This is a genomic window from Bradyrhizobium sp. BRP20, from assembly GCF_020194215.1.
Taxonomy (GTDB): domain Bacteria; phylum Pseudomonadota; class Alphaproteobacteria; order Rhizobiales; family Xanthobacteraceae; genus Bradyrhizobium; species Bradyrhizobium yuanmingense.
On the sequence record NZ_JADYVY010000004.1, the window covers coordinates 88,776 to 110,655 of the forward strand.

A 21,880-nucleotide genomic window follows, 5' to 3' on the forward strand; every position below is an offset into this window, starting at 1 on the left:
CTTCGTCGGTGGCATGCTCCTTGCGTAATTCCTTCTCGCATTGACGCGCAGGAGGGCCGATGTCCACGTTCGACAATCCGTTTGATCCCGATCGCAAGCTTCGAGCCGGCTGTGTTTGCGGCCAGCATCGTTCCGCAGCTGAGCATGAGCAGGCGACGGCGCTGCATTGCGAGCCGGTCGCAAGCGAAGAGCAGCGCTACGAGGGCGTGGTCGCCTCCGCATTGATGCGCGCGATGTTTCCGCAGGACGTGGCGCGGCGTGCGTTCTTGAAGTCGGTCGGAGCATCGACCGCGCTCGCGGCGCTGTCGCAATTCTTCCCGATGAAGACGGCGACCGAGGTGTTCGCGCAAGCCGGCGCGCCCGAGAAGAAGGACCTCAAGGTCGGCTTCATCCCGATCACCTGCGCGACGCCGATCATCATGGCAGCGCCAATGGGCTTCTATGCCAAGCACGGCCTCAACGTCGAAGTGGTGAAGACCGCCGGCTGGGCCGTGATCCGCGACAAGACCATCAACAAGGAATACGACGCCGCGCACATGCTGGCCCCGATGCCGATCGCGATCTCGCTCGGCCTTGGCGCCAACGCGATTCCCTTTACCGTGCCTGCCATCGAGAACATCAACGGGCAGGGCATCGTGCTGGCTTCCAAGCACAAGGACAAGCGCGATCCGAAGGACTGGAAGGGGCTGAAATTCGCCATCCCCTTCGACTATTCCATGCACAATTACCTCTTGCGCTATTACCTCGCCGAGCACGGTCTCGATCCCGATACCGACGTGCAGTTGCGCTCGGTGCCGCCGCCGGAGATGGTCGCGAATTTGCGTGCCGACAACATCGACGGCTTCCTCGCGCCCGACAACATCTGCCAGCGCGCGATCTATGACGGCGTCGGCTTCATGCATCTGCTCTCCAAGGAGATCTGGGATGGCCATCCCTGCTGCAGCTTTGCTGCGAGCCGCGAGTTCATCACGTCAGCGCCGAACAGCTTCGCGGCGCTGACGCGGGCGATCGTCGATGCCACCGCCTTCGCCTCGAAGGCCGAGAACCGCAAGCAGATCGCCGAAGCCATCGCGCCTGCGAACTACATCAACGCGCCTGTCACCGTGCTGGAGCAGGTCCTGACCGGCACCTATGCCGACGGCCTCGGCGGGGTGAAGACCGATCCCAAGCGCGTCGATTTCGATCCATTCCCCTGGCAGTCCTTTGCGGTTTGGATGCTGACGCAGATGAAGCGCTGGGGCCAGATCAAGGGCGACGTCGACTACAAGGCGGTGGCCGAGCAGGTGTATCTGGCAACCGATACCAAGAAGCTGATGGCCGAGATGGGCCTCACGCCGCCGGCGAGTGCCTACAAGTCGTTCGCGGTGATGGGCAAGAATTTCGATCCGGCCAAGCCCGAGGACTATCTGGCGAGCTTCAAGATCAGGAAGGCGTCGTGATGGGCCGCGCACTATCTTCACCTCGCCCCGCTTGCGGGGAGAGGTCAGATCGCTCTTGCGATCCGGGTGAGGGGGTACAGGTCCCTCGACAATCTCACGTGTCGAGGGAGGCCCCTCACCCCGACCCTCTCAGCGCGAGCGAAGCTCGTCGCGCCCCCGTAAGAACGGGGAGAGGGAGATGACCGCCTCCCTCCGCCTCCGCGCCGGCCTCGTCTCCATCGTGCTGCTCGCCGCCTTCCTCGGCATCTGGCATCTCGCCACACGCTCGACCGGCACGACGGCGACGATGAGCCCGGAATACGCCAAGCTGATGGGCCTCACGGCGACGCAGGGCAAATCGGCGATGCCGGGGCCGCTCGATGTCGGCGCCAAGCTGTGGGAGCACCTGAAGCGGCCGTTCTACGACAACGGGCCGAACGACAAGGGGCTCGGCATCCAGCTCGGCTATTCCATTGCGCGCGTCGGCACCGGCTATCTCCTGGCCGTGCTGGTGGCGATCCCGCTCGGCTTTCTGATCGGCATGTCGCCGCTGCTGAGCAAGGCGCTCGATCCGTTCATCCAGGTCTTGAAGCCGATCTCGCCTTTGGCCTGGATGCCGCTCGCGCTCTACACCATCAAGGATTCCTCGGTCTCGGCGATCTTCGTCATCTTCATCTGCTCGATCTGGCCGATGCTGCTCAACACCGTGTTCGGCGTCGCGACCGTGCGCAAGGAATGGATCAACGTCGCGCGGACGCTCGAGGTCGGCACCGTCAGGCGCGCCTTCACCGTGATCCTGCCCGCGGCGGCGCCGACGATCCTGACCGGCATGCGCATCTCGATCGGCATCGCTTGGCTCGTGATCGTCGCAGCCGAGATGCTCGTCGGCGGCACCGGCATCGGCTACTTCGTCTGGAACGAGTGGAATAATTTGTCGATCACCAACGTCATCATCGCGATCCTCTTGATCGGGATCGTCGGCATGCTGCTCGACCAGATCCTCGCGCGCTTCACGCGCATGGTCACGTTTCCGGAGTAGAGGCGATGACCGACAAGTTCATCTCGATCGAAGGCATCGCCAAGCGCTATTCCGGCGCGGGCGGAGCGACGACCACCATCTTCGAGAACCTCTGGCTCTCGATGGCGCGCGGCGAGTTCGCTTGCGTGATCGGCCATTCCGGCTGCGGCAAGACCACGGTGCTCAACATCCTCGCCGGGCTGGATGCGCCGAGCGAGGGCGCGGTCATCGTCGACGGCCAGGCGATCTCGGGCACCAGCCTCGACCGCGCCGTGATCTTCCAGAGCCATGCGCTGCTGCCCTGGCGCACGGTGCTCGGCAACGTCGCCTATGCCGTCAGCTCGAAATGGCGCAGCTGGGACCGCGCCAAGGTCAAGGCGCATGCGCAGAAGTTCATCGATCTGGTCGGCCTCTCCGGCGCCGAGCACAAGCGTCCCTCGGAACTGTCGGGCGGCATGAAGCAACGCGTTGGCATCGCACGGGCGCTGTCGATCACGCCGAAGATGATGCTGATGGACGAGCCGTTCTCGGCGCTGGACGCGCTGACGCGCGGCACGCTGCAGGACGAGGTGCGGCGGATTTGCCTGGAGACCGGGCAGACCGCGTTCATGATCACCCACGACGTCGACGAGGCGATCTATCTCGCCGACAAGATCTTCCTGATGACCAACGGTCCCGGCGCGGTGCTGGCGGAGGTGGTCGAGAATCCGCTGCCGCGCGATCGCGGCCGCACCGACCTGCACCGCCATCCGCTGTACTACGCGCTGCGCAACCACATCATCGATTTCCTGGTGACGCGCAGCAAGACTTTTACCACTGAAAAGCCGGATCACGATCCGCGCAATGTGCCGACGGTGCAGATCGGCAAGCCCGGGCTCTCGATCGCATCAAGCGGCGAAGAGCCGCGACAGACCTGGATGCCGGGGACAAACCCCGGATTGAGCGCCTAGCAAGGAGACCCTAATGAAACGCGAAGACCTCACCGAAAAACTGCTCGACATCAAGCGCGAGAAGGGGTGGAGCTGGAAGCACATCTGCGAAAAGATCGGCGGCTATTCCGAGGTGCTGATCGTCGGTGCGATCATGGGCCAGATGAAGCTGACGAAGCCGCAGGCTGCCAATGCCGGCGAGCTGTTCGGCCTGTCGAAGGCGGAAGTTGCCATGCTCAACGAGGTGCCGATGCGCGGCACCGGCACGCCGATGCCGCCGACCGACCCGCTGATCTACCGCTTCTACGAGATGGTGATGGTGAACGGTCCGGCCTGGAAGGCGCTGATAGAGGAGGAGTTCGGCGACGGCATCATGTCGGCGATCGACTTCGACATGGGCATCGAACGCGTCGCCAACCCCAAGGGCGACCGCGTCAAGATCACCATGAGCGGCAAGTTCCTGCCGTATAAATATTACGGCGCCAGCGGCAACGTGCCGGAGTACGGCTTCAAGGAGGAGTGACCGCGGCGAAGGCGGCGCGCAGCTCGCTGACCGGCGCCATCTCGCGGATGTAGGTGAAGGACCCCTTGTCCTTCATCTCGCGCGCGCAGTTCAGGAACGCTGCGAGCGCGTAGCGCGACATGGCTCCGCCGACGCTGATGCGCTTGACGCCAGCGGCGGACAATTGCTCGACGGTTAGCGTCGGGTCGGCAAAGCCCATCACGTGGTTGAAGGGCTTGCCCAGCGAGGACACCACCGTCCTGATCGTGGCGAGATCGTACAGGCCCGGCGCATAGAGGACGTCGGCGCCGGCGGCCTCGAAGGCCTGCAGGCGGCGGATCGTATCGTCGATGTCCTTGCGGCCGTGCAGGAAGTTCTCGGCCCGCGCCGTCAGCGTGAACGGAGTGGGCAGCGCGCGTGCCACCTCCACCGCGGCCTGGACGCGCTCGACGGCGTGGGAGAAGTCGTAGATCGGGCGATCGCGATCGCCGCTGAAATCCTCGATCGAGCCGCCCACCGCGCCAGTGTCTGCGGCACGCCGAATAGCTTCGGCGGCGCGTCTCGGCTCATGTGCGCCGCAATTCTCGAGGTCGACGCTGACGGGCAGGTCGGTCGCTTCCACGATCGTGCGTGCGTTGGCGAGGATGACGTCGAGGCTGACGCCGCTGCTGCCGAGCATGTTGGCGACCCCGAGGCTCGTAGTGGCCAGGGCTTCGAAGCCCATCGCCGCGAGCAGCTTCGCGGTGCCGACATCCCATGGATTGGGAATGATGAAGGCACCGGGCCGCTCGTGCAACGCGCGAAACGCTCTCGCCTTGTCCAACTGGCTCGTCATGGCTCGTCTCCATTGTCTGTCCCAACGAGCTTTAGGCGCACTTTCGTCATCCGCCAAATTTGTTATTCTGTCAGATATCATCAGCTTTTTGCATGAGGTCGCGATGGACAGTGACGCCCTCAACACCTTCCTGGCGGTTCATCGCAGAGGCGGGATTTCGCATGCCGCGAAATTCCTGCACCGCTCGCAGCCGGCGATTTCGCGCCGTATCGCTCTATTGGAGCAGGAGCTCGGCGTTCCCCTGTTCGAGCGGGTGGCAGGCCGCACGCGGCTGAGCGATGCCGGGCGCGTGCTGATCCCCTATGCCGAGCGCGCAGTGGCCGCGGCGCAGGATGGCGAACAGGCGATCCGCGCACTGACCAAGCAGAATGCAGGGCCGGTTTCGCTGGCCGTGACCGGGACGCTCGCTGACAGCCGCCTCTCGACCATCATGAAGCGATTTGCCAAGGAGCATCCCGCCGTCGTGCTAAGCTTGCGGACGGCGACCAGCGCGGAGGTCAGCGATCTCATCCGGCGCGGCGAGGCCACGATTGGCCTGCGCTACAACGCCGACCGCTCCGGCGATCTCGCCTGCGAGCAGATCCTGCGCGAATCGTTGCAAGTGGTCTGTGCGCCCGACCATCCTCGCGCCGGACAGCGGGTGAAACGCCTCGCCGAGCTTGGTGGCGAGCGCTGGATCGCATTCCCCGAGATTCGCGGCCGCCGCGAGATTGCCGCGGCTCACGTGTTCGCGCTGTTTCTGACGCGGGGACTTGGCGAGGTGGAATGGACGGCCGTGGACAGCCTCACTGCGCAGAAGCGGCTGGTGGAATCGGGCTTCGGTCTTGCACTGCTGGCAAAAAGCCATGTGGCGGAGGAGCTGCGTGCGGGCTCGATCGCGACGATCGCCGTGGGCGACCTTGATGCGCACCAGGATATCATCCTCGTCACGCGTCGTGATGGGTTTTTGAGCGCTGCCGCAGAGCGCCTGCTCGAAACCATCCGCCGCAACTATGCCGGGCCGAATGTCTCGACCACGCGGGAAGGCAGAAGAAGAACGCCGGCGCGCAAGGCTATTGCGCGCCGGCGCGTCGGTTGACTCGATTATTTCCCCGCCTTCACCTCGGCGGCGGCAACCGCGAGCAACTCGCTCATCTTGGCGCGAATCGCCTGCTCGGTGACGACAACGTTCTTGGCGGCGAAATCGGCCGTCAGCTTGCGCAGGACGTCGGCATCGCCGGCCTCCTCGAAATCGGCCGCGACCACCTCCTTGGCATACGCGGTGGCGGCATCACCCGTGATTCCGAGCTTCTCGGCTGCCCACAGGCCGAGCAGCCGGTTGCGGCGGGCCTCCGCCTTGAACTTCTGCTCCTCGTCGAGGGCGTACTTCTTCTCGAAGCCTTCCTGGCGTTTGTCGAACTCGCTCATGCCTGTTCCAAATCCTCGCTGAATGGAGCGGGAGCCTTCCGTTGCGGCGACCCGGCTGCATGCCTACATAGATAGCACGAATCGGCAAAACAACGGGCCGTTAAGCCGCAGGCAAGACGGTATAAGTTGGTGCCGGACGGCCGGATCGATTGTGCTCGGACAGCCAATCGGATAGGTTGCCTAAGGCTTGGTTCCCGTTCTGTTTCCAACGGGTTATAGATGGGTTCCTGGCCGTTCACGGCAGCTCCGCTGTGGGTCGTAATCCTAGTCAACCGGAGCACACCAAATTCATGGATTTCAACAAAACACGGTACATCCCCATGAGCCGTCGGCGTCGCATTTATGAAGGCAAGGCAAAGGTTCTTTACGAAGGCCCGGAGCCCGGTACCTTGATCCAGCACTTCAAGGACGACGCCACCGCGTTCAATGCGAAAAAGCATCAGGTGATCGAGGGCAAGGGTGTCCTCAACAACCGGATCTCGGAGTACCTGTTTCAGCACCTCAACGACATCGGGGTGCCGACCCATTTCATCCGCCGCCTCAACATGCGCGAGCAGTTGATTCGCGAGGTCGAGATCGTGCCGCTCGAAGTGGTGGTGCGGAACGTCGCCGCCGGCTCGCTGTCGCAGCGGCTCGGTATCGAGGAGGGCACGCAGCTCCCCCGTTCGATCATCGAATTCTACTACAAGAACGACCAGCTCAACGACCCCATGGTATCGGAAGAGCACATCACCGCCTTCGGCTGGGCGACGCCGCAGGAGATCGACGACATCATGGCGCTCGCCATTCGTGTCAACGACTTCCTCACCGGCCTCTTCCTCGGCATCGGTATCCGCCTCGTTGACTTCAAGATGGAGTGCGGCCGCCTGTTCGAGAACGAGATGATGCGTATCATCGTCGCCGACGAGATTTCGCCGGACAGCTGCCGTCTGTGGGACATCAAGTCGAACGAGAAGCTCGACAAGGATCGTTTCCGCAGGGACCTCGGCGGCCTGCTCGAGGCCTATACCGAAGTTGCAAAGCGTCTCGGGATCCTCATGGAGAACGAGCGTCCGCAGGGCTCGGGCCCGGTGCTGGTGAAGAGCTGAGGGGTTTGACGTGAAGGCACGTGTGACCGTTACCTTGAAGACGGGAATCCTCGATCCGCAAGGCAAGGCCATCGAAGGCGCGCTGAAATCGCTTGGCGTCGACGGCGTTGCCAGTGTCCGCCAGGGCAAGGTGTTCGACATCGAGCTCGCCGGCGCCGACAAGGCCAAGGCGGAAGCCGCGCTGAAGGAGGCCGCCGACAAGCTATTGGCGAACACCGTGATCGAGAATTATGCGATCGAGATGAAAGCCTGAGCGGAGTGGCGGATATCGGCAAAGAGCTGATTTTCGAGCTGCTGAAGCAGATCGAGCAAACGCTCGGTGATGTCGAATACAAGATCGACGAAATCAGGTCTGAGCTGAGCGCCTGTCGAGAAGAGCAGCTTCTCATGCTGCACGACCTTCAGGTGGCGCAGAGCACGTGGTCTGGCCGACGAGGCATGTAACCAGTCTGAGCGTCTGGACTCACAGCCATCCCGCCCGCCGAAAACGCCAGTACAGCGAGCCGCATGCCGTCAGCATCACGCCCAGCAGCATGAAATAGCCGTACTCCCATTCCAGCTCCGGCATGTGCTTGAAGTTCATGCCGTAGATGCCGGCGAGCGCGGTCGGGACCGCGATGATGGCGAGCCAGGATGCGAGCTTCTTGGACACCGCCGTCTCCTGGGCCTGGCCGACCAAAAGGCTCGCCTCGAAGGCGAAGGCCAGCACCTCGCGCATGGAATCGATGCGCTCCTGGATGTTGCGGACGTGGTCGGTGACGTCGCGGAACAGCGGCTGCATGGCCTGCCGCACCATCGACAGGTCGTCATGCTCCAGCCGGCGGCAGACCTCCACCAGCGGGCCGATCGCGGTCCTGAGCCGCAACAGGTCGCGGCGCAGCATGTAGAGCCGCTCGATCTGCGCCTTGCTGATCTGCTTGGAGAGCACGTCATCCTCGATGCTCTCGATCTCGTCGTGGATGCTCTCCAGCACGGGCGAGTAATTGTCGACGATGAAATCGAGGATGGCATAGAGGATGTAGTCCTCGCCGCGCGCGAGCGCCCGCGGACAGCTCTCGCAGCGCTCGCGCACCGGCGTGTAGGAGGTCGAGGCGCCGTGGCGCACCGAGACCAGATAGCCTTCGCCGACGAAGATGTGGGTCTCGCCGAAGGCGATGCGTCCCTCGATCAATTGCGCGGTGCGCGCGACGATGAACAGGGCCTCGCCATATTGCTCGATCTTCGGCCGCTGATGGGCGTGGTTGGCGTCCTCGATGGCGAGGTCGTGCAGGTCGAACTGCTTCTGCACCGCGCCGAGCAGCGCCATGTCGGGCTCGTGCAGCCCGATCCACACGACATGGCCGGGCTTGGCTCGCCAGCTCGAGGCCTCGCTGATGGCGATATTGGCGACTCTGCGGCCGTCGACATAAGCGCCGGCGGCGACGACGCCCTCGGCGGATACCGGTTCGGAGAGGGGTGCGGGCAGCGACGGGACGTTCATGGCTTCAATCCCGGGCAAATCGAGCGGCCAAAGGCGCGTGGCTATGGCCTGTGTACAAGGGCGCTCCGCAACGCTAGCACTGGTAAAATCCCCGTCAAATGGTTATGTCTGTTCGCGAATTGGCCCGTTGGCCAGCTTCGATTCCCAGCCGCGTCGGAACCTCTGCCATGAAAGCCGCCATCCTCGTCTTTCCCGGAATCAACCGCGAGCGCGACATGGCGCGCGCGTTGAGGCTGATCTCCGGCAGCGAGCCCGCGATGGTCTGGCACGCCGAGACCGCGCTGCCTGCGGGCACCGATCTCGTCGTCGTGCCCGGCGGCTTCTCCTACGGCGATTACCTGCGCTGCGGCGCGATTGCGGCGCGTGCACCGGTGATGGATGCGGTGCGCGACTATGCGGCCAAGGGCGGCCTCGTGCTCGGTGTCTGCAACGGTTTTCAGATCCTCTGCGAGTCCGGCCTCTTGCCGGGCGTGTTGATGCGCAATGCGCGGCTGAAATTCATCTGCCGCGACGTGCATCTGCGCGTCGAGCGTTCCGACACGCCGTTCACGCGCGGTTACAATGCCGGCCAGGTGATCCGCGTGCCGGTCGCCCATGGCGAGGGCAATTACGAGGCGGATGAGGAGACGATCAAGCGCCTCGAAGGCGAGGGGCGGGTGCTCTATCGCTATTGCTCCGCTGCCGGCGAAGTCGACGATTTCAACAACATCAACGGCGCCGCGCATTCCATCGCAGGCATCGTCAACGACCGGGGCAACGTGCTCGGCATGATGCCGCATCCGGAAAACCACGTCGAAGACATCATGGGCTGCACCGATGGCCGCGGCTTGTTCGCCGGTCTCGCCCAGCATCTGGAAAAAGCCGCGTGATCTCGTTCGTGGTGAAGCGTGCGCTCGCCGCGATCGCGGCGCTAGCGTTCGCGACATTTTCGATCGCCACTTGCGCATCCGCGCAGGATTATCCCAAGCGTCCCATCACCATGATCGTGCCGTTCGCGGCCGGCGGCACCTCAGACGTGATCGCGCGCGCGGTGGCCGAGCAGATGGGCATCGCGCTCGGCCAGACCATCGTGATCGAGAATGTTGCGGGGGCCGGCGGCTCGACCGCGCTGGCGCGGGCCTCCCGCGCCGAGCCGGATGGTTATACGATTGCGATCGGCAATGCCGGCACCAATGCCGCGACCTACACGATCTATCCAAAACTGCCGTTCACGCCTGATTCCTTCGTGCCGATCGCGATGGTGGCGAAGACGTTCGGCATCATCGCGCTGCGCAAGGACTTTCCGGCGAAGGACCTGAAAGAGTTCATCGCCTATGCCAAGGCCAATCCGGGCAAGATCAATCTCGGCCATGCCGGCGTCGGCTCCTCGAACTATCTGATCTGCAAAAGCTTCGTCACAGCAGCCGGGATCGACGCGACGCTGATCGGCTATCGCGGCGCCGCGCCCGCGCTGACCGACGCGGTCGGCGGCCAGATCGACGGCGTCTGCGACGCGGCCGCCTCGGTGTCGCAGTCGATCAACGACAAGCTGGTGAAGGGCCTCGTGGTCGGCTCGACCGTTCGGCTCTCAACGCTGCCGGATCTGCCGACCTCGGCGGAAGCGGGCCTGCCCGAGTTCGAGGCGCAGGGCTGGAACGGCCTGTTCGCGCCCAAGGGCACGCCGCAGGCCGTGCTCGCCAAGCTGAATGCCGCGGCGCGCACAGCCGTCGAGACCGAAGCGGTGAAGAAGCGCTTCGCCGACCTGTCGACCGTCGCGCCCGATGCCGACGAGCACGCGCCCGACGTGCTGCAAAAGCTCGTGACGCGCGACGTCGAAAAGTACCGCAAGATGCTGGCGGACGACGCCAACAAGTAGCCCGGCCAAGTTGTCTGCTGGCGGCCGGCGTATGGCCGCCCGGAAGCTTACTGGAGCACAGGAATGCGGGCGATGACCTTGATCTCGAAGTCGAAGCCGGCAAGCCAGTTCACGCCGACAGCCGTCCAGTTCGGATAGGGCGGCTCGCCGATCTCCTCGGCGCGAACGGCCATCACCGTCTCGATCTGGCTCGCCGGATCGGTGTGGAACGTGGTGACATCGACGACATCGTCCAGCGTGCATCCACCAGCGGCGAGCACGGCACGCAAATTGGCGAACGCGCGCCGGACCTGGTCCTCGAATACCGGTTCGGGCGAGCCGTCCTCGCGGCTGCCGACCTGCCCCGACACGAACAGCAGGTCACCGGAGCGGATCGCTGCGGAGTAGCGATGCACTTGATAGAGCGCGTGGCGGTTGGCGGGGAAGATTGCCTCTCGCTGGGGCATGGCAGGGCCTTTCAGTTGATGGGCGTGAGCGGATCGTGAGTGTTCCATGGCTGGCGCGTCACGGCAATTTCAGATACGTTTCGTATGTGAGATATCGCTCACATACGAGGCGTATGTCAAGGGGGCAGGGCATGGCAAAGGGGAAGCGCGCCGCGGCCATGGCGGAAAACCGGGCCAGGCTCATCCGCGCCGCACGCGCGGCATTTGCCACGCAGGGCTATGCAGACGCGTCGATGGACGAGCTCACTGCGGCCGTCGGTCTGACGCGGGGCGCGCTGTATCACAACTTCGAAGACAAGAAGGGGCTGCTCTGGGCCGTCGTCGAGCAGATCGACGGTGAAATGGCGGAGCGGCTCCGCATCGTTCGGGAGCGAGCGCCCAGCCCGTGGCTGGGCCTGCTCGCCGAGGGAAGCGCCTATATCGAAATGGCGCTCGAACCTGAGATCCAGCGCATCATGCTCCTGGATGGACCTGCCGTGCTCGGCGATCCCTCCAAATGGCCCGGCGAGAACGCCTGTCTCGATATCACCATGCGAACGATCCGTGCGCTGATCGAGGAGGGAATCGTGAAGCCGGTCGATGTCGAAGCGGCGGGGCGGTTGCTGAACGGGGCTGCGCTCAGCGCCGCCTTGTGGGTCGCGGCAGCCGACGATCCCAAGAATGTGCTGAGCAAGGCCGTCGACGCGTTTCGAACGCTGGCGAGTGGATTGCTACGCGAGGCGCGTGAACCTGCATAGGTTTTGCGGCGACTGACCCCTCGTCACCATTAAGGCGCGCGTCCGGGTTCGCTGATTTTTGCCGGTTGAAGCAACTCAAAGTTGTTTCATTGGTTCGATTGCATTATCAGGAGACCGGCTGTCGTTGTGCTTTCCGGATGTCACATGCCCGTTGCTTTGGTCGTTCTGCTGCTCGATATCACGCTGATCTATCACGCCTCGCGAACTGGACGGTTGCGCCCCTGGGCCTTCATCATCCTGCTGGTGCCGATGATGGGCGCGATCGCCTATATCGCGGTCGAGCTCATTCCCGAATGGTTTTCCAGCCCCGGTGCCCGGCAGGCGCGCCAGCGTGTCGCCAATCGCCTCGATCCCGAGAAGCGCTATCGCGAGCTGTCCGACCAACTCGCCGGCACCGACACCATCGCCAACCGTGCGGCGCTGGCGGAAGAGTGCGCGAATATCGGCCGGTTCGGCGAAGCTGAAGCGCATTATGATCACATCCTGAAGCTGCCGATGGGCCACGATCCCTCCTACGCGCTGCGCAGGGCGCAGGCGCAATTTGCCGCCAGCCGCCCGGCCGATGCGCTGGCGACGCTGGACGATCTGCAGAAGCAATGGCCCGATTTCGATTCCGCCGACGCGCATCTGCTCTATGCCCGCGCGCTCGCCGAGGTCGGACGTGTCGACGAGGCGCTGGAGGAATATCACGCGCTCGCCGACTACTTCCCCGGCGCCGAGGCGCGGGTGCGCTACGGCATGCTGCTGCAAACGGTCGGCCGCACCGCAGAGGCGCGCATGGTCTTCAACGAGCTCCTGATCCAGATGCGGCGCGCGCCGAAATATCTGCGCAAGGCGCAGGCCGAGTGGCTGTCGATCGCGGAGAAGCAGTTGTCGGCGTGAGGAGTCCGGCCCGCGTGAGTTGTTTTGATGCCTTGGGCGATTCCTTTTGATTGTTCGGCCCACATTTGAGAGAACGTTGTGCCCGCTGACGTCGCCGAGCGGCGTCGTCATTCGCAGCAACGCCAGGAAGCATGCAACATGGTGAGTGATACAAACGTCCGGGCTGGTCAGTGCCATTGCGGGGCGGTGCGTTTCGAGGCGTCGCTGAGTGACGGTTTCAATTCGATCCGCCGCTGCACCTGCTCTTACTGCCGGATGCGCGGTGCGGTCGTCGTCATGGCGGAGATGGGCGGCATCAAGTTCCTGAAGGGCGAGGATGCGCTGACGAGCTACCGCTTCCATACCGCATCAGCGCAGCATTTCTTCTGTTCCCGCTGCGGAATCTACACGCATCATCAGCGTCGATCTGACCAGAATCTGTATGCTGTCAACGTGGCTTGCCTCGACGGGGTAAGTCCGTTCGATTTTCCTGAGGTGCCCGTCATGGACGGCGTCAATCACACCAACGACACCGGCAAACCGACGCGCCGTGCAGGTACCCTCCGCTTTATTTCGGCGGATTGACCATCGCCGTCGGCTACCGCCACTTCAACCGCTCCGCCGGCACCGTCATCGCCGCAACACCGGCCATCACCAGCAATAACCCCAGTGCGAGGTTCGACGGCACGCTCTCGCCGAGCAGCAGCACCGAGAGGCCGACGCCGATCGGAATGCGCAAATAGCCTTGGGCGTTGGTCGTCAGCGTGCCGAGCCGGCCGAGGCAGACGTAGAACAACATCAGGCCGAGCGCGCTCGAGACGATGCCCATGATGATGGTGGCGACGATCGCGGTCGGCGTTGGTTGCAGCGTCCAGGGCTGGTCGATCAGCAGTGAGGGCGGCAGCAGCACGAGGCCGCCGAACAGTAGCGATCCCGCCGCGACCACCATCGGATCGTATTCGGACAGGCGAAGGCCGAAGATCGTCGCGCAGGCAAAGGAGATGGTGGCGAGCAGGATCGCGATCTCTGCCACGATCTCGCTACCGAGCCCGCGCAGTGCGTCGAGGCCGACGATGGCGACGGTGCCGGCGAGTCCCAAAATCGCACCAGTGAGCTTGAGCAGCGTCGCCGGCTCGTGCCGCGTGATCAGCGAGGTGATCAGGAAGGCGAAGATCGGCGTGGTCGAGGCCAGCACCACCGTGTTCGAGGCCGGCACATATTGCTGCGACCAGGTGATGATCAGGAACGGGAAGGTCGAGTTGATCAATTGTTGGGTCGCGAACAGCTTCCAGGCTTTTGCGTCGGTGGGGATCCTGGTGCCACGCATCCATAGGATCGCGAACAGGAAGGCGGCGGCGATCAGCGAGCGCGCCGAGATGAAGGTGATGGGTGGGATCGTGGGAAGCGCTAGCTTGGTCAGCGGATAGGTCGAACTCCAGCAGCAGGCGAGCGCCAGCAGCAGCGCATAATCGCGCCAGTTGCGTGCGCCGGTGGCGGGCGTGGACGACAATGCGGCCGCCGTCGCGCGACTCGCCTCGGATGTGCTCTGCGGCACCTTGTTCTTGCTCCCCGGCGCGAAAGCGCTTGGTGGGAAGTCTGGGCGAGTGGGCGCGAAAAGGGAAGGCGTCGAGCTATGCGTTTGGCTGAGGGAGTGCCTTCCGCTTCATCCGCTTGATCGTTCCGGAAAAGGTCAGCAGCAGTCGCTCGCCGGACATCATCTTGCCGCGCAGGAAGATCAGCGAGCCGCCGGCGCGGGTGACCTCGCCGGTGCATTCGATCAGTTCGCCCTCGCGTGCCGCATCGAGGAATTCGCAGGCGAAGTTGGTCGTCACCGCCCGGCTGTCCAGGACATGGGTGGCCATCGCAAACAGGGAGTAGTCGGCAAAGGCCATGTAGCAGCCGCCATGGACGTTGCCGGAGCCATTGAGGTGCTTCTTCTCGACGCGAAAGGCGCTGCGGACGCTCCCGTCCGCTTCGATCCGGTGCCAGAAGGGGCCGACATGGGACTCAAAACTGTCGCGAATCCAGGTCCGCCAGCCCACAAATTCGCCCTCGGTGGCGACATGGAGGTCGGGGCGGCGCGGCGGGGGCGCTTTGGTCAATTCGTGCAAGGAAATAGGCCTTCAATTGCGGGTCTTTAGACCTTAAATCCGATCCGACCGCGCCGTGCAATTCCCGTTCCCGCCGGCCCTGCCGGCGCAAAACGTGGGACAGCGGGAAAATGCGCCATAAAGGGCTTTTCGAAGCCGTCCGATGTTCCTAAGAACGGCCAAACCGCCGCCGAAAGCCTCGAATCCATGAAGAACGAACCCAAGATCACCCCCGAACTGGTTGCCGCCCACGGGCTCAAGCCCGACGAGTATGAGCGCATCCTGAAGCTGATTGGGCGGGAGCCGACCTTCACCGAGCTCGGCATCTTCTCGGCGATGTGGAACGAGCATTGCTCCTACAAATCCTCGCGCATCCATCTGCGCGGCCTGCCAACCAAGGCGCCCTGGGTGATCCAGGGCCCCGGCGAGAATGCCGGCGTGATCGACATCGGCGACGGCCAGGCTGTGGTCTTCAAGATGGAGAGCCACAACCACCCGAGCTATATCGAGCCGTATCAGGGCGCGACCACCGGCGTCGGCGGCATTTTGCGCGACGTCTTCACCATGGGCGCGCGCCCGATCGCCTGCCTCAATGCGCTGAGCTTCGGCGCGCCCGAGCATCCGAAGACGCGGCATCTCGTCTCCGGCGTGGTGGCGGGCGTCGGCGGCTACGGCAATTCCTTCGGCGTGCCGACGGTGGGCGGCCAGGTGCGCTTCCACACCCGCTACGACGGCAACATCCTCGTCAACGCCATGGCGGTGGGCCTCGCCGACGCCGACAAGATCTTCTATGCGGCGGCTTCCGGCGTGAACATGCCGATCGTCTATTTGGGCTCCAAGACCGGCCGCGACGGCATCCACGGCGCCTCGATGGCCTCGGCCGAGTTCGACGACAAGTCCGAGGAGAAGCGCCCGACCGTGCAGGTCGGCGATCCCTTCGCCGAGAAGCTGCTGTTAGAGGCATGCCTCGAGATCATGGAGAAGGGCTGCGTCATCGCCATCCAGGACATGGGCGCGGCGGGCCTGACCTGCTCGGCGGTGGAGATGGGCGCCAAGGGCGATCTCGGCGTCGACCTCGACCTTGATGCGGTGCCGACTCGCGAGACCGGCATGAGCGCCTACGAGATGATGCTCTCGGAAAGCCAGGAGCGCATGCTCATGGTGCTCAAGCCCGAGAAGGAGAAGGAAGCCGAGGCGATCTTCAAGAAGTGGGGCCTCGACTTCGCCGTGGTTGGCTACACGACGCCGAGCAAGCGCTTCGTGGTCAAGCATGGCGGCGACGTCATGGCCGATTTGCCGATCAAGGAGCTTGGCGACGAGGCGCCGGTCTATGACCGCCCGCACGTCCCGTCCACAGCGCTGCCGGTCGTGCATGCCCGCGACGTGCCGGCGCCGATGGGCCTTGGAGCTGCGCTGGAGAAGCTGATCGGCACGCCGGACATGTGCTCGAAGCGCTGGGTCTGGGAGCAGTACGATCACGTCATCCTCGGCAACACCATGCAGCGTCCCGGCGGCGACGCCGCCGTCGTGCGCGTGCAGGACGGGCCGAAGGGCCTCGCGCTCACTGTCGACGTCACGCCGCGCTATTGCGAGGCCGATCCTTATCAAGGCGGGATGCAGGCGGTCGCGGAAGCCTGGCGTAACATCACCGCGGTCGGCGGCAAGCCGCTCGCGATCACCGACAATCTCAACTTCGGCAACCCTGAAAGGCCCGAGATCATGGGCCAGTTCGTCGGCTGCCTCAAGGGCATCTCGGAAGCCTGCCGCACGCTGGACTTCCCGGTCGTGTCCGGCAACGTCTCGCTCTACAACGAGACCAACGGCCGCGCGATCCTGCCGACGCCCTCGATCGGCGGTGTCGGCCTGCTCGACGATTTCACCAAGTCGGCGTCGCTCGCCTTCAAGGCAGAGGGCGAGGCGATCCTCCTGATCGGCGAGACCCATGGCTGGCTCGGCCAGTCCGTCTATCTGCGCGACATCTGCGGCCGCGAGGAGGGCGCGCCGCCGCCGGTCGATCTTGCGGCCGAGAAGCGCAACGGCGATTGCGTGCGCGGCATGATCCATGCGGGCACCGCGACCGCCGTGCATGATTTGTCGGACGGCGGCCTCCTGATCGCCCTGGCCGAGATGGCGATGGCGGGCGGCATCGGCGCCAAGCTGCTGGCGGCGCCGACTGCGCTGGTGCCGCAGGCCTACTGGTTCGGCGAGGACCAGGCGCGCTATCTCGTCACCGTGCCGGAAACCGAAGCCGGCCGCGTGCTCGCCAAGATGCGCGGCTGCGAGGTGCCCTGCGTGCGGATCGGCACCACCGGCGGCGATGCCATCGCGATCGCCGGCGAGGCGCCGGTTACGATCGACAGCTTGCGCAAATCGTACGAGCGCTGGCTGCCGGAATATATGGGCGGGAAGGCGGCATAAGGCGCTGCCACAAATCAGATCTGTAGCCCGGATGGAGCGTAAGCGTAATCCGGGACCGCTATCACTTGTGGCGAGGTCCCGGATTGCGCTGCGCTCCATCCGGGCTACGGACCGAGGGACCGCGCCTCACAACACGCGTGACGCGCCCGGGATCTGCCGCAACGCGCGCGTCAGCGCCCAGCTCGCCGCGACAGTCAGTACAAAGCCGATCGTGGCCTTGACGATCGCCGGCAGGTCATAGTCGAACAGCCAGTATTGCAGCCACAGCGCGATCGGATAGTGCACAAGGAACATGCCGAACGCGTCGCCCTGCATTGGATCGAGCAGCCTGGCTGAGCCTGATTGCTTGAATCTCTGGAAAAGGGCCAGGATCAGAAACATGATCGCCACGCTGAAGACGGTGAAGCAGATGGCATAAAGCGCTTCATACCAATCCGGCAACGGCGACGGGTTGCCCAGTATTTCGCGCTTGATGAAGATCAGCCCCCACAACAGGCAATACGGAACGATCGCCAGGACCATCCAGTCCCAGCTGACCTTTGCCATGCGGCCGTCGACAGAGAGCAGCCCACGATCCATTTGCGCAACGCCGATGCCGGCGCCGAAAAAGAAATAGGTCGCGTACAGCATCACGCGCCCGTGCTGGACCGAGAACGGCCCGAACTCGAACCAGCTGCTGTGTCCGTAGTGAACCAGCCCGGGAATGTAGAACGCGGCGGTGACGGCCAGCATGACCGCAAAGAACACGGCGGGCCGGCGGCGACCGTGTAGCGAGAGGCGATTGATCGGATCGAGCAGGTTGGGTGACAGCCGGTACAAAAGACAGGCCACCAGGTCGAAGGCAAACAAGACCCAAAGGAACCAAATCGGTCCGCTCGGCCACGGGCCCTTCGTGACCATATTCCACCAGAATTCCGCAAAACCGATCTCGGGATGGTGCCGCAGGGAGATCGCGTAATAGGCGAGCGGAATGACTGTAAAGGCGCAGATCGCGAAGGGTAGGCCAAGCCGAAGCAGGCGATCTGCCAAATAGCTCCGCACTCCCTTCCGAGCGATGCCAGACCAGGCGAACAGTCCCGACAGGAAGAAGAACATCGCCATGAAGAAACTGTCGGTGGCGAGCACGATCATGTCGAAGCCGAAGAAATAACTCGGATCGGTATGACCGAAATAGGTATAGGGGATCACCGCGTGATGCAGCAGCACCACCAGAGTGAGGAAGGTGCGCGCGCGATCAATCGCCAGATTGCGAACCTTGCTCGTGGGCGCGGCATGCACCTCCGCGCCGATCGTCGCTGAATGTGACATCGTCATCGTGGCCGCCCCGATCCTGACCTCCGCTGGACTCTGCCGCCGGGAACTCGATTCAGCAAGGGCAGTTTGTTCGGTAGGTCGCCCCCGACCACCTCTAGGAACCAGTTCCTCGCAGCGATGTTAGCGTTCGCCGAAAACAGCGTAGGCCGTGAGACGCGGCAGTTCGGAGCTGGCGATGACGATCCTGAAATGGGCGCTGATCTTCCTCCTTGTCTCGATCGTGGCCGGCGTGCTCGGCTTCACCGGCATCTCGGCCGCCTCGGCCGACATCGCCCGCTTCCTGTTCTACGTCTTCGTCGTGATCTTCCTGGTGCTGCTGATATTGGGACTCACGATCTTCAGGGCGTAGCTGATTCAGCCCTCTCCGCCGTCATGGCCGGCTCGACCCGGCCATCCACGCCTTACCGCGTGCAGAACGTGGATGCCCGGGCATGACGATTGGGGGTTGCGGCGCTTATCCCACTTCCTCGATCTTCACCTTGTCCGGATAGAACGCGAGATGGCCTGAAATCTCCGTCATCGCGGGGAAGGGTGTCTCGTAGGTCCAGATCGCGTTGTCCAGCGTCTTGCCGTCCGCCTTGACGCTGTAATAGTTCGCGTCTCCCTTGTAGGGGCAATGGGTGACGCGGTCGGTACGCTCCAACAGGGCCATGTTGGCGTCCTCCCGCGGTACATATTGCACTGCCGGATATCTGGCCTCCTTCAAGGTCAGCGCCTTGCTGGTCTCGGCGATCACGATGTCGCCCGCCGTGACGCGGACGCGCCGGGGATTTGGGGTGATGGTGATCGGGTGGTCGGGCCCTGGAAGCTTCATGATTTCACGCCTTTTCGATCAATCTGCCGCGCGCGGCACTTTGTCGTGCCTTTGTCCTGATGGGATCAGGGATATAGTGCCGGAAAGCGTGACGTAGAAGGCCGTTCACGCTAAGTTTGACCTTGCCGGCGAGGGGACCCCCGGCAGCGATTCGATGATGAGGCTGTTTGCAGCCGAGATAAGGAGCAAGACCCGAATGCCCATGGACGCCCACGATATCGAGGCGATGATCAAGGCAGCGATCCCCGATGCCGAGGTGACCATCCGTGACCTCGCCGGCGACGGCGACCACTATGCCGCGACCGTGATCTCGGAATCCTTCCGTGGCAAATCGCGCGTCCAGCAGCACCAGATCGTCTACCAGTCCCTGCGCGGCCAGATGGGCGGCGTGCTGCACGCGCTGGCGCTGCAAACCGGCGTGCCAGGTAACTGACGAAGCTGCACCTGACCTGACCAGCGCCACGAGGGGACGATGATGGCTGCGGACAATCCGCACGGCGCGATGTTCCGCGTCATTGTGCCGAACCAGCACAGCCGCGTCACTTTCGTCGAGCTGTTCTTCGACCTTGTCTTCGTCTTCGCCGTCACGCAGATATCGCACACGCTGCTGCACCATTTCACGCCGCTCGGCGCCGTGCACGTCGCGGTGCTGTTTCTCGCGGTGTGGTGGCTGTGGGTTTTCACCGCCTGGGTTACCAACTGGCTCAATCCCGAGCTGACCCCGGTCCGGCTCCTGCTCTTTGCGATGATGTTGGGCGGCCTCGTGCTGTCGACCACGATCCCGACCGCCTTCGAGGGCCGTGGCCTGTGGTTCGCGATTGCCTATGCGGCCATGCAGGTGGGGCGTACCGCGTTCTGGCTGCTCGCAACGCCGCTGCATCGAACAGCGGTGCGGCATAACGCAATCCGCATCCTGACCTGGCTGTCGATCTCCGCGGCGTTGTGGATCGCGGGCGGCCTGGCCGAGGGCGAGAGGCGGCTATGGCTGTGGATCGCGGCGGTTACCTGGGAATACATCTCGCCGGCCGCGCGGTTCTGGGTGCCGAAGCTGGGCTTTTCTTCCGTTGAGGCCTGGGCGGTCGAAGGCGGCCATATGGCCGAGCGTTGCGGTCTATTCGTCATCATCGCGCTCGGCGAGGCCATTATCGTCAACGGCGCGACCTTCGCTGAACTGGAGTGGACCGCGAGCAACATTCTCGCCTTCGTCTCAGCGCTGGTCGGCGCCATCGCGATGTGGTGGATCTATTTCCACAAGGGCGCGGAGGCCGGCTTGGAGCGGATCTCGAAGTCAAGCGAGTCCGGCCGCCTGGCGCGGCTCGCCTACACCTATCTGCATATGCCGATCATCGCCGGCATAATCCTGACCGCAGTCTCGGACGAACTGGTGCTGAAGCATCCGTCCGGCCATTCCGACGCCCGCACGGTTCTGAGCACGATCGGCGGCCCGCTGGTGTTTCTGATCGGCACCATCCTGTTCAAGCACGCGGTCCGCGGCTTCCTCCAGCTCTCGCACGGCATCGGCATCATCCTGCTGCTGGTGCTGTGGTGGTTCGCGTCGGAACTGTCGCCGCTGTGGCTATCAATGGCGACGAGCGCCATCTTAATCGTGGTGGCGGTGTGGGAGTCGGTGTCGCTGGGGTCGAAGGTGGAGGAGGCCGGGGAGCATTGAAGCCCGGCCTTACTCCGCGACCTCCAGCGCGTGCACCGAGAACATCTTCGCCGCATCCGTCCAGCTCTCGCGGACCCGCCAGCCCGCGCCCTGGGCCAGCGCGGCAAAACGCGCGATGCTGTATTTGTAGCTGTTCTCTGTGTGGATGCTTTCGCCCGGGCGGAACGAGAAGCTGGTGCCCAGCAGGCGCACGGTCTGGCTCTTCCTGCTGATCAGGTGCATCTCGATGCGGTGCCGCTCGCGGTTGTAGATCGCGCGATGGGTGAAGGCGGACAGGTCGAAATTGCCGCCGAGCTCGCGGTTGATGCGCACCAGCACATTGAGGTTGAAGCGCGCGGTGACGCCGGCCGCATCGTTATAGGCGTCGAAGAGGATCCGCTCGTCCTTCTCGAGATCGGCGCCGATGATCATCTGCGCGCCCTTGCCGAGGATCTTGCGCGCGCTTTTCAGGAAGGCCTGCGCTTCCTGCGGCTCGAAATTGCCGATGGTGGAGCCGGGGAAGAAGCCGACCTTCGGCATGGATGCAACCTGCTTGGGCAGCTCGAACGGCGTCGTGAAATCGGCCGCCACCGGATAGATGCCGAGCGCCGGGAAATCCCGCTTCAGGCCGCTCGCCTGTGCCTTCAGGAAGTCGCCGGAGATGTCGACGGGGACATAGGCTGCGAATTTGCACTGATCGAGCAGCAGGCGCACCTTCGTGGTCGCGCCGGCGCCGAACTCGACCAGCGCGGCGTGCTCCGGGATGATGCTTGCGATCTCGCTTCCGCGCTCCTTCAGGATCGATAGCTCGGTGCGCGTCGGATAATATTCCGGCAGCTTGGTGATCGCCTCGAACAGCTCCGATCCGGTCGCGTCGTAGAAGTATTTCGGCGACAGCTTTTTCGGCTGCTGCGAGAGGTCCTCGATGGCCTCGCGGGCAAAGGCGGTGGTCTGCTCGTCGGGAAGATGGGCCTCGGCCAAAGCGCTGGCGTGCACATTCATGATACTCTCCTGAACGCG

General features: G+C 63.8%; 26 protein-coding genes. 17 read left to right on the forward strand and 9 right to left on the reverse strand.

Annotated elements, in window-relative coordinates; translation table 11 throughout:
• The first annotated feature begins 59 nt into the window (after positions 1 to 59).
• The 4 genes from I6F33_RS11680 to cynS all read left to right on the forward strand — a co-directional run bounded on the left by I6F33_RS11680 (position 60) and on the right by cynS (position 3,888).
• On the forward strand, positions 60 to 1,439 hold the full coding sequence (locus I6F33_RS11680) for a CmpA/NrtA family ABC transporter substrate-binding protein (protein ID WP_225142564.1): 1,380 nt from the start codon (positions 60 to 62) through the stop codon (positions 1,437 to 1,439).
• Between the two features lie 178 nt (positions 1,440 to 1,617).
• On the forward strand, positions 1,618 to 2,457 hold the full coding sequence (gene ntrB / locus I6F33_RS11685) for a nitrate ABC transporter permease (protein WP_225142566.1): 840 nt from the start codon (positions 1,618 to 1,620) through the stop codon (positions 2,455 to 2,457).
• A gap of 5 nt (positions 2,458 to 2,462) precedes the next feature.
• Entirely contained in the window at positions 2,463 to 3,386 is a 924-nt protein-coding gene (locus tag I6F33_RS11690) for an ABC transporter ATP-binding protein (protein ID WP_225139760.1), read from the forward strand.
• A 13-nt stretch (positions 3,387 to 3,399) separates the two neighbouring features.
• A complete protein-coding gene (gene cynS, locus I6F33_RS11695) occupies positions 3,400 to 3,888 on the forward strand; it encodes a cyanase (protein ID WP_025037304.1) in 489 nt (162 codons plus the stop codon).
• Here the strand turns inward: cynS and I6F33_RS11700 are convergent.
• Positions 3,875 to 4,702 carry an oxaloacetate decarboxylase gene (locus I6F33_RS11700; RefSeq protein WP_225142568.1) on the reverse strand — a complete coding sequence of 276 codons (828 nt, stop codon included), beginning with the start codon at positions 4,700 to 4,702 and terminating at the stop codon, positions 3,875 to 3,877. The two genes, cynS and I6F33_RS11700, sit on opposite strands and share 14 nt — an antisense overlap.
• On the opposite strand from I6F33_RS11700, the gene I6F33_RS11705 reads away from it, so the two are divergent.
• Positions 4,683 to 5,780 (forward strand): LysR family transcriptional regulator, encoded by a 1,098-nt coding sequence (locus tag I6F33_RS11705; protein ID WP_225142570.1) that lies wholly within the window; start codon positions 4,683 to 4,685, stop codon positions 5,778 to 5,780. The two genes, I6F33_RS11700 and I6F33_RS11705, sit on opposite strands and share 20 nt — an antisense overlap.
• Positions 5,781 to 5,785: 5 nt before the next feature.
• Here I6F33_RS11705 and I6F33_RS11710 read toward each other — a convergent pair whose 3' ends face one another.
• Positions 5,786 to 6,109, reverse strand: a complete 324-nt coding sequence (locus tag I6F33_RS11710) for a DUF1476 domain-containing protein (protein WP_057029475.1) — start codon at positions 6,107 to 6,109, stop codon at positions 5,786 to 5,788.
• Positions 6,110 to 6,429: 320 nt separating this feature from the next.
• Between I6F33_RS11710 and purC the strand changes: the two genes are divergently transcribed.
• The 3 genes from purC to I6F33_RS11725 are packed head-to-tail and all read left to right on the forward strand — an operon-like array spanning position 6,430 to position 7,641.
• Positions 6,430 to 7,197 (forward strand): phosphoribosylaminoimidazolesuccinocarboxamide synthase, encoded by a 768-nt coding sequence (gene purC / locus I6F33_RS11715; RefSeq protein ID WP_173015815.1) that lies wholly within the window; start codon positions 6,430 to 6,432, stop codon positions 7,195 to 7,197.
• Positions 7,198 to 7,207: 10 nt separating this feature from the next.
• Positions 7,208 to 7,450, forward strand: coding sequence for a phosphoribosylformylglycinamidine synthase subunit PurS (gene purS, locus I6F33_RS11720; RefSeq protein ID WP_036012950.1), 243 nt, complete (start codon positions 7,208 to 7,210; stop codon positions 7,448 to 7,450).
• 5 nt (positions 7,451 to 7,455) lie between these two features.
• Positions 7,456 to 7,641 (forward strand): hypothetical protein, encoded by a 186-nt coding sequence (locus I6F33_RS11725; RefSeq protein WP_036043481.1) that lies wholly within the window; start codon positions 7,456 to 7,458, stop codon positions 7,639 to 7,641.
• A gap of 19 nt (positions 7,642 to 7,660) precedes the next feature.
• Here I6F33_RS11725 and I6F33_RS11730 read toward each other — a convergent pair whose 3' ends face one another.
• A complete protein-coding gene (locus I6F33_RS11730) occupies positions 7,661 to 8,677 on the reverse strand; it encodes a magnesium and cobalt transport protein CorA (RefSeq protein ID WP_225142572.1) in 1,017 nt (338 codons plus the stop codon).
• Positions 8,678 to 8,844: 167 nt separating this feature from the next.
• On the opposite strand from I6F33_RS11730, the gene purQ reads away from it, so the two are divergent.
• Both purQ and I6F33_RS11740 read left to right on the forward strand, forming a co-directional pair.
• Positions 8,845 to 9,546, forward strand: a complete 702-nt coding sequence (purQ, locus tag I6F33_RS11735; protein ID WP_036027846.1) for a phosphoribosylformylglycinamidine synthase subunit PurQ — start codon at positions 8,845 to 8,847, stop codon at positions 9,544 to 9,546.
• The gene (locus I6F33_RS11740; RefSeq protein WP_225142574.1) at positions 9,543 to 10,532 is read left to right on the forward strand and encodes a tripartite tricarboxylate transporter substrate binding protein BugD; all 990 of its coding nucleotides are present in this window, start codon (positions 9,543 to 9,545) and stop codon (positions 10,530 to 10,532) included. The genes purQ and I6F33_RS11740 overlap by 4 nt, the downstream gene beginning before the upstream one ends.
• 47 nt (positions 10,533 to 10,579) lie before the next feature.
• Here I6F33_RS11740 and I6F33_RS11745 read toward each other — a convergent pair whose 3' ends face one another.
• Complete coding sequence (locus I6F33_RS11745) at positions 10,580 to 10,978, reverse strand: RidA family protein (RefSeq protein WP_109143224.1); 399 nt, start codon at positions 10,976 to 10,978, stop codon at positions 10,580 to 10,582.
• A gap of 131 nt (positions 10,979 to 11,109) precedes the next feature.
• On the opposite strand from I6F33_RS11745, the gene I6F33_RS11750 reads away from it, so the two are divergent.
• The 3 genes from I6F33_RS11750 (at position 11,110) to I6F33_RS11760 (ending at position 13,161) form a co-directional block, all read left to right on the forward strand.
• On the forward strand, positions 11,110 to 11,715 hold the full coding sequence (locus I6F33_RS11750) for a TetR/AcrR family transcriptional regulator (protein WP_225142576.1): 606 nt from the start codon (positions 11,110 to 11,112) through the stop codon (positions 11,713 to 11,715).
• A 144-nt stretch (positions 11,716 to 11,859) separates the two neighbouring features.
• Positions 11,860 to 12,597 (forward strand): tetratricopeptide repeat protein, encoded by a 738-nt coding sequence (locus tag I6F33_RS11755; RefSeq protein WP_225142578.1) that lies wholly within the window; start codon positions 11,860 to 11,862, stop codon positions 12,595 to 12,597.
• Between the two features lie 138 nt (positions 12,598 to 12,735).
• The gene (locus tag I6F33_RS11760; protein WP_225142882.1) at positions 12,736 to 13,161 is read left to right on the forward strand and encodes a GFA family protein; all 426 of its coding nucleotides are present in this window, start codon (positions 12,736 to 12,738) and stop codon (positions 13,159 to 13,161) included.
• 13 nt (positions 13,162 to 13,174) lie between these two features.
• Here the strand turns inward: I6F33_RS11760 and I6F33_RS11765 are convergent, their stop codons facing one another.
• Positions 13,175 to 14,131, reverse strand: a complete 957-nt coding sequence (locus I6F33_RS11765) for a DMT family transporter (protein ID WP_225142580.1) — start codon at positions 14,129 to 14,131, stop codon at positions 13,175 to 13,177.
• A gap of 76 nt (positions 14,132 to 14,207) precedes the next feature.
• Positions 14,208 to 14,687 (reverse strand): PaaI family thioesterase, encoded by a 480-nt coding sequence (locus I6F33_RS11770; protein WP_225142582.1) that lies wholly within the window; start codon positions 14,685 to 14,687, stop codon positions 14,208 to 14,210.
• Positions 14,688 to 14,873: 186 nt separating this feature from the next.
• Between I6F33_RS11770 and purL the strand changes: the two genes are divergently transcribed.
• Entirely contained in the window at positions 14,874 to 17,084 is a 2,211-nt protein-coding gene (gene purL / locus I6F33_RS11775) for a phosphoribosylformylglycinamidine synthase subunit PurL (RefSeq protein ID WP_225124751.1), read from the forward strand.
• A 126-nt stretch (positions 17,085 to 17,210) separates the two neighbouring features.
• On the opposite strand, the gene I6F33_RS11780 is transcribed toward purL, so the two are convergent.
• Positions 17,211 to 18,398 (reverse strand): acyltransferase, encoded by a 1,188-nt coding sequence (locus I6F33_RS11780; RefSeq protein ID WP_085972307.1) that lies wholly within the window; start codon positions 18,396 to 18,398, stop codon positions 17,211 to 17,213.
• A gap of 175 nt (positions 18,399 to 18,573) precedes the next feature.
• Here I6F33_RS11780 and I6F33_RS11785 point away from each other — a divergent pair, with 175 nt between their 5' ends.
• Entirely contained in the window at positions 18,574 to 18,747 is a 174-nt protein-coding gene (locus I6F33_RS11785) for a DUF1328 domain-containing protein (RefSeq protein ID WP_007612121.1), read from the forward strand.
• Positions 18,748 to 18,852: 105 nt separating this feature from the next.
• Here I6F33_RS11785 and I6F33_RS11790 read toward each other — a convergent pair whose 3' ends face one another.
• Positions 18,853 to 19,212, reverse strand: coding sequence for a DUF427 domain-containing protein (locus I6F33_RS11790; RefSeq protein ID WP_036043505.1), 360 nt, complete (start codon positions 19,210 to 19,212; stop codon positions 18,853 to 18,855).
• A gap of 196 nt (positions 19,213 to 19,408) precedes the next feature.
• Here I6F33_RS11790 and I6F33_RS11795 point away from each other — a divergent pair, with 196 nt between their 5' ends.
• Entirely contained in the window at positions 19,409 to 19,645 is a 237-nt protein-coding gene (locus I6F33_RS11795) for a BolA family protein (protein ID WP_036012929.1), read from the forward strand.
• A 42-nt stretch (positions 19,646 to 19,687) separates the two neighbouring features.
• Positions 19,688 to 20,881 carry a low temperature requirement protein A gene (locus I6F33_RS11800; protein ID WP_192893417.1) on the forward strand — a complete coding sequence of 398 codons (1,194 nt, stop codon included), beginning with the start codon at positions 19,688 to 19,690 and terminating at the stop codon, positions 20,879 to 20,881.
• Positions 20,882 to 20,890: 9 nt separating this feature from the next.
• Here I6F33_RS11800 and egtD read toward each other — a convergent pair whose 3' ends face one another.
• Positions 20,891 to 21,862, reverse strand: coding sequence for an L-histidine N(alpha)-methyltransferase (gene egtD, locus I6F33_RS11805; RefSeq protein WP_192893154.1), 972 nt, complete (start codon positions 21,860 to 21,862; stop codon positions 20,891 to 20,893).
• Positions 21,863 to 21,880 lie beyond the last annotated feature (18 nt).